This is a genomic window from Methanococcoides seepicolus (assembly GCF_023684405.1).
Taxonomy (GTDB): domain Archaea; phylum Halobacteriota; class Methanosarcinia; order Methanosarcinales; family Methanosarcinaceae; genus Methanococcoides; species Methanococcoides seepicolus.
The window spans coordinates 104,180-116,122 of record NZ_JAGSOI010000001.1; the positions used below are offsets into that span (position 1 = coordinate 104,180).

Genomic DNA, 11,943 nt, shown 5'->3' on the forward strand with positions numbered 1-11,943 from the left:
TTAAATGAACGAGAAACATCTTACATATGCAGATTCTGGTGTCGACATCGAGAAAGAGGAATCGACAATCAAGGCACTTACAAATGGAATGACCTACAAACGCGAAGGTCTCGGTGCCCCCCTTACAAGCATCGGTCACTACGCAGGACTTATCGATTTCGGCGAATATGCGCTTGCAATGGCAACCGATGGTGTCGGTTCAAAAGTGCTCATAGCAAATGAGATGAAGCGCTGGAACACTGTAGGCATCGATTGCATCGCAATGAACGTCAACGACCTTCTTGCCATCGGTGCAGAACCTATAAGTTTTGTCGATTATCTCGCCCTTGAGAAACACTCTGATGACTTTGCAAGCCAGATAGGTGAAGGACTTGTCAGGGGTGCAGAGATCTCAAGAATGAGCATCGTAGGCGGCGAAACTGCAACCCTGCCGGAGATTGTGAACGGGTTCGACCTTGCTGGCACATGTCTTGGAATGGTCAAGAAAGATGAAGTGATCACCGGCGAGAAAGTTCAGCTTGGAGATGTACTGGTGGGAATTCCTAGCGATGGGGTTCACAGTAACGGTTACACCCTTGTGAGAAATATAATCAAGGAATCAGGACATTCCTATCATGAAGATTTCCCTTACGATACAGAGACCACAATAGGGGACGAGCTTCTCATCCCGACCCGCATTTACATGGAAGTCCTTGATGTGATAAAAGAATGTGACGTTCACGGACTCGCGCACATTACAGGAAGCGGACTTTTGAAACTTAAAAGGGTCACAGACCTTGGTTTTGACTTCACTGCCCCGATCGAGCCAGGAAACATATTCAAGTTCCTGCAGGAAGAAGGCAATGTGGATGAACTTGAGATGTACCGCACATTCAACATGGGAATGGGGTTCCTCATCATCTTACCTGAAGCAGATGCAGAAAAGGCTGCAGAGATGACAGGTGGAAAGATAGTCGGAAAGATAGTTGAAAGCGGCATTCGTGTACGCGATCTTGAGATAGTGTGAAATATGGCCTGTATAAACGATATTCCCTATGAGATCCTCCTCAAAGGAGCCACACCCCAGGAATGTGAAGACTTCATCAAGAAAGAATGCGATGAGGTCTATCACGTCAAAGGCGGTTACAAATTACATGGGATCATGCTCCGCGGAGGAAACTCCATACCCATAGGGATAAAGGGAGACGACCTGATATTCCAGTTCATAAAACCATGCAGTGGCCTATACATCCTTAGATATCCTGACGCAAAGGAAGATATCGAACAGCTACGCGATAGCCAGAAATGATCATATCTTCGATCGTTTTGCTTTTTCACTGATATATTTTAGGAATGCTGACGAAGGGAACTCATGGATGGTCGTGGCTATCACCAGCCCATCCCCTATTTCCTTTATTACCAGGACCGCATTTCCTTCACTGTTCTCTATTATGACATTCCCATCAGTCTCTGAATAATAGCCATCACATTCCACGCTTTCCTGAACATCTGCAATACAGGACACCTCGTGGGACGACACCTGCACCAGTCCGACCTCCCCGTGCTATTCTATATAGGTAAGTTTCATGGGCAACCAATCGTGCCCATATTCAGGCATAAGTGCACCGAACACCACAAGAATACCCCCGGAGCGAACAAATCTCTCAAAGGACCTAGCATTATTCTCTATACCCGGACATATCTTAGTGTATGCAGGATTTGCAAATCCTGTAGGTATGACCACACACTTACAGGGAGGAAGAAAAGGCGTTCCGACAGAAGTCGAAAGAACACGCTGACATTTAAGACCGTTCTCTGTAAAGAGCTTCTCAAAAAGTAAAGGATCGTCCCAAAGTAGCATCACATCTGTCATGAGAAGAACTTATCATGAATCGATTTAACATTTATGGAACTTTGAACTAAAACAAATAAACAAGCGAAGAAAAAAAAGGATAAGTGAGAGTATGAACTCTCACACAGTATTGAGATATCTTTCGATCTCCCAAGGATGTACCTGAATACGATAGGAATCCCATTCAGCCTTTGCGAGACTCAAGACACTATTGATCACATGAGTACCGAGTGCTTCTATTAAGAGCTCATCTTCTGCCAGATACTTTGCAGAATCATTAAGTGTTGATGGAAGGGTTTCGATACCAAAGTCCTTGAGACCTTTATCACTGAGCTCAAAGATGTTCTCTTCTCTGTTATCCCCAGGATCGATCTTGTTCCTTATACCATCAAGACCTGCTGCAAGAACGGCAGCGAAAGTGATGTAAGGGTTGCATGATGGGTCAGGGCTTCTAAGCTCTACACGAGTACCCTTGCCCCTTGCCGCAGGGATACGGATAAGAGAGCTTCTGTTGGCACCAGACCATGCGATGTAGACCGGAGCTTCATATCCAGGAACAAGGCGCTTGTAGGAGTTTACAAGTGGATTGGAAATTGCGGTTATAGCTTTTACGTGTTTGAGAAGACCACCGATAAAGTAGCGTGCTTCATCACTTATCTGCATATCACCATCAGCATCATAGAATATATTCTCGCCATTCTTTGAAAGGGAGAGGTTCACATGCATACCGGAGCCGTTCTCACCAAAGATCGGTTTTGGCATGAAAGTTGCGTGCAATCCGTTGAGCTTCGCGATGGTACGGGTCACGTACTTGAAGGTCGTTACGTTGTCAGCGGTTGTAAGGGCATCGCCATACTTGAAATCGATCTCATGCTGACCAAATGCAACTTCGTGGTGTGAAGCTTCGATATCAAATCCAAGGTCCATGAGAGTCAATACGATATCACGGCGGATGTCCTCTGCAAGGTCTGCCGGTGCAAACTCGAAATACCTGCCAAAGTCGTGAGGAATAGTTGTTGCTTTTCCATCCTGTTTCTCGAAAAGGAAGAACTCGAGTTCAGGGCCCACATTAAGTGAGAATCCCATTTCTTCCGCCTCTTTGATGACCTTTTTGAGTGCGTAGCGTGGATCCCCTACAAAAGGAGTTCCGTCAGGAAGATGGATATCACAGATCATCCTTGCAACGACACCCTTCTTCTGGTTCCATGGAAGGACGGCAAAGGAAGAAGCATCCGGTTTTAGAACCATATCAGACTCATTGATACGAACAAACCCTTCAATAGAAGAACCATCGAAGGATATCCCTACACTAAGAGCCTTTTCGATCTGTGTTACAGGAATTTCCACGTCTTTCACGACACCCTGAATGTCCGTGAACTGTAACCTTATGAACTTAACATTGTTACTCTCAATTGCTTTGAGAACATCTTCTTTAGTATTGATATTCATTGCATCACCCACATCATGGATCGTTTTGTGCTGTTTTGATATAGTATAATAAGATATTATGCTCTAAAACTTGCCTTTCTATATATATTCTTTTGTTAGAAGAGTAGAAGAGATAAGAAAAAGGGGAACTGAGGATTCTTTTTGAGGGGATGGAATATTTTCGTTTTTATGAATCCAAGATCAAGTTTTGACGGTTGGAACCCTTCAGTTGCCCTTTATCAGAGGATATTCGATATTGTAAGGGATGAGATATATAATCATTGGTGATCAATATTCATGCCAAAACAATATCTTTTTTATTTAAACAAATCTAATACCAACATCATGCATCTTATTGCGTATGGCGATATTTATCACCAATGGTGTCAGAGATTCAACCATTCCGGAAGTCTCAAGTGGTCCGATATCTAAAGGTCGCATGTTAGAGATATCATTTACAAGAGCGAACACTATTTTCTTTGAATGCATGCAGTTACCACATACCGCAATATCATAATCAAGTTCAATATCAAGGTCTGCAAGTTTCTTTGCAGGAACATTGTGGAATGCGGATACAACTTCAATATCAGATGGTAAAAGTGCTTCGATCTCTGCTGCAGCACTGCCGGCTGCGGGAGTTGTGTAACAGAAGTAATCAGCATTATACTCGGACTTGGAAGCATCGATTGTAATATTTTCATTAACGGTTGGATCCGGCTGTATGTAACAGCGGTCCTTTCCCATAGGAACTACAACTGAAACCACAACCTGGTCCTTGAGGACAGGTGTTATGAGCTCGATCACAGAAGGAACCTGATCATAACGAATTGCAATGATTATTACATCTGCAACTGCTGCTGCGGATCTGTTGTCCATACCTTCGATCTTGGAATCAAAACCCCTTTCATTCAGGATACGAGTATATTCTTCTGCGACTGTAATAGCTTTCTCAGAATTTCTGGAACCTATCACCACATCATGCATCTGACCCCAGCGCAGGGCAAAGCCTCTACCAATATTGCCAGTTCCACCAAGGATTGCGATCTTCATAATGACCTCTAATCTCCCAAGTTAGTTATATCTTTTTTGATAAGTAGAATGCGATATCCAATGACGAACATTTAGAATTATTGAATATAATACAAATGTTTTAGGACATCACAGGTCTAAAAAGGGAGAAGATCACCCCCTCCCTTCAAACCAAGAGTTATTTTTCGAAAATGTCTACAATGCTTAGTATAACCATCCGCGGTCTGACATTGCTTCAACTACACGGTTGACAGCTACGACATATGCTGCAGTTCTCATGTTGACATTGTATTGCTTGGAAGCTTCGAGAACAGCGTGGTATGCGTTGGTCATCTTTGCGTCAAGTCTGTTGTGGACCCTCTCTATGCTCCAGCGGTACATGTAGAAGTTCTGTACCATCTCGAAGTAAGATACTGTCACACCGCCACCATTACAGAGGAAGTCAGGAATGAGGTGTACGCCTTTCTGGAAAAGCATCTCATCTGCTTCCGGAGTGGTTGGACCATTTGCAAGTTCTGCAACGATCTTTGCTTTGATCTTGTCTGCATTCTCGTGTGTGATGACGTGCTCAAGAGCTGCTGGGATAAGTATATCGACATCAAGCTCAAGGATGTCTTCGTTGGAGATAGGCTCTGTGCCTGCGAGACCAACAACTGAACCGGTTGCCTTCTTGTGCTCCTGTGCTGCTTCTGCGCTGATACCGTTCATGTTGACGGCTCCGCCGCGGCTGTCACTTACAGCAACGACCTTGCATCCGAAGAGCTCTTCACAGAGAGTTCCAGCGAAATAACCTGCATTACCGTATCCCTGAATTGCGACAGTTGCGTCCTTAAGGTCAAGGCCGATCTCTACTGCTGCTTCACGGACTGCGTAAAGACCACCACGTGCTGTAGCGTCGCCACGACCGAGGGAACCACCAATGCTGAGTGGCTTACCGGTGATGACACCAGCCTGGTTCTTGCCTGCGAACTTGGAGAACTCGTCCATCATCCATGCCATCATCTGTGGATTGGTGTAGACATCAGGAGCAGGTATGTCCTTGTCAGGACCTACGATCATTGAGATGCTTGAAATGAACTTCCTTGAAAGGCGCTCAAGTTCACCCTGGGACATTTCCTTAGGGTTGCAGATAACTCCACCCTTACCTCCACCGAGGGGGATGTCCATAACTGCACATTTCCATGTCATCCATGCTGCAAGTGCCTTGACAGTGTCAACGGTCTCTTCTGGGTGGAAGCGGATACCACCTTTTGTTGGACCTTTTGCATCATTGTACTGTACCCTGAATCCCTGGAAGACCTTGATGCTTCCATCGTCCATGCGGACAGGAAGGGACACATGCATTTCCCTCATTGGGTTCTTCAGGATATCATGAATGCCCTCATCGAGCTCAAGGATATCTGCGCACTTCTGTAACTGCTTTCTTGCATTCTCAAATGGGTTTTGTTCTGCCATTATTTTACCTCACGTTTAGTTTTTTAAATTGTAATAGGCACATATAAAAAAACTTATGCAACCATAATCTTTTTTATTAATATATAGTCATTTTTGCCACCAAGACTGTAACCATTACATCCCGTGGCTTGACAAGGATACTTATTACCGCTATCTAGTATAAGTAAATTGCGTTCCTGCGAACATATGAAAAAATAATATAAATAGAGGAAAACGTCCTATAGCGCTTTATTTTAATAGTCACGTCTTAGAATTACCACCAATTCATCTGAACAGGGCATCCTTTCCCCGACCTTCCAATTACCGGCCTTACATCATAGCCAACATCAAAGAATCCCACAGTGGAAAACCGAGTGTCCAGAACTCCACAACTCCACAACTCCACAACTCCACAACTCCACAACTTGCACCGACACGCCCATCCCTTCGATGCCCCACAGAACCGGGATCTACTATCCTGACACCCTCAACCCCCAGACACAGCCGGTCAGGGGGAATGGAAAGCACCGAATCCAGAGCTTCAAGATTACTGCGTGTATCAGAAAAAAGAAGTAGTTCCAGAAAGGAAATGAAAGCTAACACATAATATAACAGCTATTTGAAGCCTTTTTGCAAACCATTTTGCGTAATACCATACGACCAGAGTACGATAACAAAAGAACAACACATGAAAATTAGACACAGACAAAACGTTATCTTTATATCATCCTACCATGTACTGTACTCTGGCGCATTGTAAGGTCCTTGCATGAGAATATGGCAGAGCCTTTCTGTGATTGTATAGACAACCTCAATGCGGCACATACGATAATGCAATATAAGCCTGACACGAGGGAAACCGGAAGGGACAGCGGGAATCCCAATAGGATGAACTTTCGGAGTTAGTGGGCCAGGTTACAGCATTATCGACATTTTCTAAACACACCTATCGAAGAGTTCTTACTATGGGCACATCTTTTGAAAAAGCTATCAAAGAAACAAAGGATGGTATCGCCATCGACCTGGAAGTTACCCCCGGGTCAAAGAAAGCCTGTTTTCCTGCAGGTTATAACCAGTGGCGGGAACGTATCGAAATCAAACTTACGTCCGCAGCACAGAAAGGGAAGGCCAACGGACAGCTTATAGAGATCGTGGCAGACTTTTTTAACATCAGTTCAAGGGATATTGCAATCGTATCCGGTGCAAAAAGCTCAAAGAAGACAGTGATAATAAATGGAATTGCCCAAACCCAGGCTGTTTTGGCACTTGATAGTGTGTTGATGAAATAGTAAAGACGCTAGTCGATAAAAAGAAACCATTGGAGATATATAGGATTGTCTGTAGATACATGACAATGACACTAACACAAATTCTTAAAGATCCCAATAGTTTTTTTGAAGAGGAGATAAATACCGAAATTGAATTTAAAACTCCCATTCTGATAATGTTATTTATCGGAGCATTAGCTGCCATAAGTGCCATTATCACAGCCCAACAGATATGCGTATTATGCCAGAAGAACTTGCTGTTTTTGGGAGCGTTGGCATTGTACTCGGAGCCATAGGAGCAGTTGCTGGTACACTGATCGCGTGGGTAATATACACAATAATATTCTACCTGTTATCATCTGTTTTTGGTGGACAAGGGGATTTTAAAAGAACACTTGAATTCGTTGCATACGGATTTATACCAACCATTCTTAGCAGCTTACTAACTATTTATGTAATGTCAAACGTTATTTCAATGGCAGATATGGCCGCACAAGACCCTGCACTTATAAAAGAGACCCTTCTTGCAGACCCGACAATGCAAATGGTCACCATAATAGGAATTATCATCAACCTCTGGAGTGCGAACATCTGGAGATATGGCCTGGTCCACGCAAGGAACATGACCGTAAAGAACGCAACAATAACAGTTATGATCCCAATCGGGATATCAATATTATTCAGCATAAAAAGCCTTATTGGGCTGTAAGTAAAAAAACCGATAATTAAGAATTATCGAATAATAGAAAAGTATTGAACAATTTTAAAAAAATAAGAGGGGGATCATGCCATATGATCCCTGACCATCTGAGCAGTACCCTCGCCATTGAAAGCCTTGATGAAAAGAAGGGTTTCAGCGTAACACATTGCATCAATTGCTTCCAGCGTATCCTCGCTCACTGAATAGATCCTGTCGAAGAACTCCTTGATAGAGAATTTGCTGAACTTGCCAAATAGCTCATTGTCGTTCTTTTCCGGAGCCTTTTCCTTGTAATTTGCAATTGTCCAGTCCCAGATATCCTTGTAGAGTTCCGGCTCATATACCTTGAAAATATCCCAGACTATGTTCTGGTAGAAGGTTGCCACATTGCCCTTTACAATATCACCATGCGGGAAATGATTGTGGATAAGGTCACGTGGAGTACCGGTGATCCCATGCTGTGCGATCCTTACATCGAGATCGTTGTCCTTCAGTGCCTGAGCTACTGCAATGGTCTGCTCGATATCTACAGATACCTGCTCGATGAGGTTGCCGTTAGCATCATAAGTGTTCCCATGAGCACTACCGTTAGCAATTGCCAGGAAGTGAGGATAAACACCGTTCTCGTTCAATGCCTTGATGAAAGTTGCAGCCTCCTCCGGCTGGGTCAGAACTCTGCCATTCTCATCTTCCCTTCCGATCTCGCCGACCTCGACCTCAAGACCATAATCCTTATCGCCCATACCCTCTTTGATGTATAACCCGATTTTTGTTGTTGCATCGATATTGTTCGCAAGTTCTTCACGCAGATTGCCACCCTGGAAATTGAACAGATGGGATGCGTCAATGGCAAAGGAAGTGTAACCAGCCGCGATCTGTGCATCGACAAGCTTTTTCGTAGCCTCGATATCTTCATCAGTACCCTTCTTGATACCGATATGATCCGCATGCAATGCCCACATATCGAACTCGAGCTCTTTTGCGGCATCTCTTGTGATCTTGGAGATCGCAGCAGGAGTCAGACCTGCATAGCCACCTTCCAGATTGCACTCAGATCTTGCCAGCTCAAGAATAAGCGGCGCATCCATTTCTTTTGCTGCTCGCATGATGCCTTTTGTCACAAGGGCTATACGAGGATTTGCAGTCATAATTATCGTGTTCTTATCAAGCAGGCTCTTAAACATAAATGAGCTTGGTATCGGTTCAAAACTGTTATTGGTCATGGGATTACCTTCAAAAGTTCATATAACGTATTTTTGCTACTAGATGTATCTTTCAATTATAACCATTTCTATAGACAAAATGAAACAATGCACATCAATGCTCAGAAAAGGACAAAACCACAAACTCTAAATATTTAACTCCTAATCCATTAGAGTAAGAAATACGGAGGAAGGAAAATGGAAATGGCCGAACTATTGAAGCTGGAAGATAATCTTACAGCTATGGGTGCAAATGAACTGTATACCTATGCGACCGAAAAATATCCGGAAGTTCCGAACATGGGGCTGGGGAAGAAGAAACTGGTGGTTCGGAGAATACTGAACCATGAAAGGAACAAGATGAACGAAGAAGAGACTGCAGAGTAAACCTTACATTCCTTTTAACTTTTTTTACCATTATATCGTACGGTCAGAGGCCGAACATTGTCAGAAGGATTTTTGATATTACAAACTCGTATATCAAGATAAACAGTACACTGATAACTGCCAGGGCCACCAGTCCAACCGAGGTACAGGTGATCTTGTCCATACATTCTTGCGAACAACAGAATTTCATTAGCATCGCGCCCCCATATTATGCTAAAGACATTACCATTTTAAAGAAAGAGTTGAAACTACATCAACGTTTGTGCGAGTGAAAAAATTCCACTTTGTACATAGAGGAGATAGAAAAAGGGAAATCAGCTCATATCAGAGAAGAAGAAGAGAAGAAAGGAGCATTCGAGAATATCGAACATTCGGAATGCCTTTTAGCATCTCTCTTCAACCAGACTTGTACTAACACCCATCACACGAATACGTGTTTCAAGAGGATGTGCCCATCCATCAGGGATTATCTCCTGTTTCTCTATATCCACACTCACATGCTCGGGGTCCATACCTGCATCCATCATATACTGTATAATGGACTCCCTCCCGGTCTCCGAAGCATACTCGAGTGCTTCTTCATATTCATAGAAGCTCACACGTCCTTTTTCAGAGAATACATAGAACTCCCAGTCAGGTGCTGCCATTGATACCGGCCTCACAAGGAAATCCACCCTGCGAATACCTTTTGCTGCCAGTGCCCCTGTCGCATTCCCCACATTGGAATATTCAGGCACGATGATCTCTGCATCTAATATTGATTGCAGGTCATCAAGGTATGCAATTACAGGACCGCCTATGAGCACGACCGGAATATCCACCTTGAATTTCGTGGGGGACTCGATGTCGAATATCTTACGGATCTCCGCCTTTGGAATTCCTTCAAGGAAGAAAGACATAAGATCGGATGCCATGTTCTTTGCAAATTCCTGCTTTACAAATGATGCAAACTCAAACGCATCACGTTTACACAATGATCCAAGATATTTAGCACCGATCTCAGATGCTTCTACATTATGTTCAGCATAGTTCCCAAGAACATGAAGTGCATCAGTGGGAGTGAAACCTATTGTCTGTATCAGACGTTTCTGCAAAAGCAAGTCCAGATACTTTGAGGAAGGATATTTGTTCATCCTGCTACGCAGCTCTCTCATGGAAGTCGGCTCATCAGAGACCGATCTGAAAACATCCATTTCCTCTGGACTTATGCCTATCGGGTCATAGCCTGTCCTTATGTAAAATTTTGTGGGCTGGAAGTTGATCCCAAGCAAACCCCTTGAAGGCATCGGATTTGCCCTAAGCTGGTCCAGGAAACCGGGATAGAGGTCGGCTGCACGGCAGAGAGGAATTACCCTGCGAGGACCCATATTGACACTATTTTCCTTTACCCAGACATCACTGTCCCCGCCCATTGCAGAGGTCTCCATCTTGATAGCCTTCACCATTGTCTTCCAGCCACCGACAACAGCTCCCGATTCACTCATTTCGGGCACCCCGTTGATTATGACCGAAATATCGGTGCTGGTGCCACCCACATCGATAACGGCACAGGTATCATTCCCTGTCAAAAAGGAAGCACCTACAAGACTGCCTGCCGGGCCTGAAAAGATGGACTCGATCGGTTTTTCAAGTGCACTTCTGATACCAATTACCGAGCCATCACATTTGAGCATGAATATCTTTGCATCCATGCCCCTGCTCCTTATCTCGGATTCCACACTGGTCATGAACTTCTCGGTTACAGGGATCAACTGAGCGTTCAGAAATGCGGTCACTGCCCTCTCGAAAGCACCAAGTTCCTGCGAAAGCTCATGAGCACATACAATAGGAAGACCTGTGGATTCTTTTATGATCTCCTTGACCCTCAATTCATGTTCAGGGTTCCTTATACTGAAATACGAAGATACTGCAAATGCAGCCACCCTGCCCTTGACCCTTTCCGCAAATTCCCGCACAGCATCTTCATCAAGAGATGCAGTGGGGATACCATTGTAATTATGACCGCCCTCGACCTGCACATAGTGTTCGGTTGGAAGGTCCTGGTTCAGTTCATAACTACCCACAAGTATCAAGCCAACCGGGAAGCCCGTACCTTCCAGAATACTGTTCGTTGATAAAGTAGTGGAAACAGAAACCACTTTTATATCGTTCAGGTATTGTTCATCGATCCCATCAATTGCGTTCCTGATACCTCCTAGAGGATCAGGGTATGTCGTAAGCGCTTTGTTCGAAGAGATTATGACTTCATCAGAATCCCTAAGAAGGACTGCATCTGTATAAGTACCGCCTGCATCGATACCGAGACTGTATTTCATTCAAAATGACTCCTTTATGTTATAAATGAAAGTTTTTGTTCACTTCGGCTAATATAACCAAAACTATTGATAAAGAAAAAAATAACAGTACTTAAGCGTATCGTATTTGCATATCACTGTTAACTTTGAAAAACCGAATAAAGAGACGTTAAAAAGAGATAATCTGTTTTTAGATATAAACCTTATGCCATTTTTTAACTCTTATATTGAGAATTTCAAATTAGAAAGTTAACTTAAAAACCTATTCCATTTTTCATTAACTCCACTACTTTTTCTGCAACAAATAGCCATCATTAGCTTATTAGAACTTATCCAGTCTTCATGGCTAAAACAACAACAATATATCGTG

At 43.6% G+C, this 11,943-nt stretch carries 13 protein-coding genes; 5 read left to right on the forward strand and 8 right to left on the reverse strand.

The features are described from left to right. Nucleotides 1–4: 4 nt before the first annotated feature. Complete coding sequence (gene purM / locus KDK67_RS00550) at nucleotides 5–1,006, forward strand: phosphoribosylformylglycinamidine cyclo-ligase (protein ID WP_250866888.1); 1,002 nt, start codon at nucleotides 5–7, stop codon at nucleotides 1,004–1,006. A 3-nt stretch (nucleotides 1,007–1,009) separates the two neighbouring features. Then, nucleotides 1,010–1,288, forward strand: coding sequence for a DUF1894 domain-containing protein (locus KDK67_RS00555; protein WP_250866889.1), 279 nt, complete (start codon nucleotides 1,010–1,012; stop codon nucleotides 1,286–1,288). Here KDK67_RS00555 and KDK67_RS00560 read toward each other — a convergent pair whose 3' ends face one another. The 6 genes from KDK67_RS00560 to KDK67_RS00585 all read right to left on the reverse strand — a co-directional run bounded on the left by KDK67_RS00560 (nucleotide 1,289) and on the right by KDK67_RS00585 (nucleotide 6,325). After that, nucleotides 1,289–1,525, reverse strand: coding sequence for a hypothetical protein (locus KDK67_RS00560; protein ID WP_250866890.1), 237 nt, complete (start codon nucleotides 1,523–1,525; stop codon nucleotides 1,289–1,291). A gap of 18 nt (nucleotides 1,526–1,543) precedes the next feature. Next, the gene (locus tag KDK67_RS00565) at nucleotides 1,544–1,852 is read right to left on the reverse strand and encodes a hypothetical protein (RefSeq protein WP_250866891.1); all 309 of its coding nucleotides are present in this window, start codon (nucleotides 1,850–1,852) and stop codon (nucleotides 1,544–1,546) included. Between the two features lie 99 nt (nucleotides 1,853–1,951). Continuing rightward, on the reverse strand, nucleotides 1,952–3,280 hold the full coding sequence (gene glnA / locus KDK67_RS00570; RefSeq protein ID WP_250866892.1) for a type I glutamate--ammonia ligase: 1,329 nt from the start codon (nucleotides 3,278–3,280) through the stop codon (nucleotides 1,952–1,954). A gap of 300 nt (nucleotides 3,281–3,580) precedes the next feature. Beyond that, on the reverse strand, nucleotides 3,581–4,309 hold the full coding sequence (locus KDK67_RS00575; protein WP_250866893.1) for an NAD(P)-binding domain-containing protein: 729 nt from the start codon (nucleotides 4,307–4,309) through the stop codon (nucleotides 3,581–3,583). Between the two features lie 183 nt (nucleotides 4,310–4,492). Beyond that, nucleotides 4,493–5,743 (reverse strand): Glu/Leu/Phe/Val family dehydrogenase, encoded by a 1,251-nt coding sequence (locus tag KDK67_RS00580; RefSeq protein ID WP_250866894.1) that lies wholly within the window; start codon nucleotides 5,741–5,743, stop codon nucleotides 4,493–4,495. Between the two features lie 309 nt (nucleotides 5,744–6,052). Beyond that, nucleotides 6,053–6,325: a hypothetical protein gene (locus KDK67_RS00585; RefSeq protein WP_250866895.1), complete on the reverse strand. Its 273-nt coding sequence runs from the start codon at nucleotides 6,323–6,325 to the stop codon at nucleotides 6,053–6,055. Between the two features lie 362 nt (nucleotides 6,326–6,687). On the opposite strand from KDK67_RS00585, the gene KDK67_RS00590 reads away from it, so the two are divergent. Together KDK67_RS00590 and KDK67_RS00595 are read left to right on the forward strand one after the other, a co-directional pair. Then, nucleotides 6,688–7,011 carry a DUF167 domain-containing protein gene (locus tag KDK67_RS00590; RefSeq protein ID WP_250866896.1) on the forward strand — a complete coding sequence of 108 codons (324 nt, stop codon included), beginning with the start codon at nucleotides 6,688–6,690 and terminating at the stop codon, nucleotides 7,009–7,011. A gap of 211 nt (nucleotides 7,012–7,222) precedes the next feature. Further along, nucleotides 7,223–7,699 (forward strand): Yip1 family protein, encoded by a 477-nt coding sequence (locus KDK67_RS00595; RefSeq protein ID WP_250866897.1) that lies wholly within the window; start codon nucleotides 7,223–7,225, stop codon nucleotides 7,697–7,699. A 74-nt stretch (nucleotides 7,700–7,773) separates the two neighbouring features. On the opposite strand, the gene KDK67_RS00600 is transcribed toward KDK67_RS00595, so the two are convergent. After that, nucleotides 7,774–8,913, reverse strand: a complete 1,140-nt coding sequence (locus tag KDK67_RS00600) for a class II fructose-bisphosphate aldolase (protein WP_250866898.1) — start codon at nucleotides 8,911–8,913, stop codon at nucleotides 7,774–7,776. Nucleotides 8,914–9,090: 177 nt separating this feature from the next. Between KDK67_RS00600 and KDK67_RS00605 the strand changes: the two genes are divergently transcribed. Then, nucleotides 9,091–9,279, forward strand: coding sequence for a hypothetical protein (locus KDK67_RS00605; protein WP_250866899.1), 189 nt, complete (start codon nucleotides 9,091–9,093; stop codon nucleotides 9,277–9,279). A gap of 383 nt (nucleotides 9,280–9,662) precedes the next feature. On the opposite strand, the gene KDK67_RS00610 is transcribed toward KDK67_RS00605, so the two are convergent. Beyond that, nucleotides 9,663–11,594 (reverse strand): hydantoinase/oxoprolinase family protein, encoded by a 1,932-nt coding sequence (locus tag KDK67_RS00610; RefSeq protein WP_250866900.1) that lies wholly within the window; start codon nucleotides 11,592–11,594, stop codon nucleotides 9,663–9,665. Between the last annotated feature and the right edge of the window lie 349 nt (nucleotides 11,595–11,943).

What these genes read in the sequence shown, in the direction of transcription:
- purM (WP_250866888.1), top strand. Translation starts at nt 5, where the DNA reads ATGAACGAGAAACATCTTACATATGCAGATTCTGGTGTCGACATCGAG.
- KDK67_RS00555 (WP_250866889.1), top strand. Translation starts at nt 1,010, where the DNA reads ATGGCCTGTATAAACGATATTCCCTATGAGATCCTCCTCAAAGGAGCC.
- KDK67_RS00565 (WP_250866891.1), bottom strand. Translation starts at nt 1,852, where the DNA reads ATGACAGATGTGATGCTACTTTGGGACGATCCTTTACTTTTTGAGAAG.
- glnA (WP_250866892.1), bottom strand. Translation starts at nt 3,280, where the DNA reads ATGAATATCAATACTAAAGAAGATGTTCTCAAAGCAATTGAGAGTAAC.
- KDK67_RS00575 (WP_250866893.1), bottom strand. Translation starts at nt 4,309, where the DNA reads ATGAAGATCGCAATCCTTGGTGGAACTGGCAATATTGGTAGAGGCTTT.
- KDK67_RS00580 (WP_250866894.1), bottom strand. Translation starts at nt 5,743, where the DNA reads ATGGCAGAACAAAACCCATTTGAGAATGCAAGAAAGCAGTTACAGAAG.
- KDK67_RS00590 (WP_250866896.1), top strand. Translation starts at nt 6,688, where the DNA reads ATGGGCACATCTTTTGAAAAAGCTATCAAAGAAACAAAGGATGGTATC.
- KDK67_RS00595 (WP_250866897.1), top strand. Translation starts at nt 7,223, where the DNA reads ATGCGTATTATGCCAGAAGAACTTGCTGTTTTTGGGAGCGTTGGCATT.
- KDK67_RS00600 (WP_250866898.1), bottom strand. Translation starts at nt 8,913, where the DNA reads ATGACCAATAACAGTTTTGAACCGATACCAAGCTCATTTATGTTTAAG.
- KDK67_RS00605 (WP_250866899.1), top strand. Translation starts at nt 9,091, where the DNA reads ATGGAAATGGCCGAACTATTGAAGCTGGAAGATAATCTTACAGCTATG.
- KDK67_RS00610 (WP_250866900.1), bottom strand. Translation starts at nt 11,594, where the DNA reads ATGAAATACAGTCTCGGTATCGATGCAGGCGGTACTTATACAGATGCA.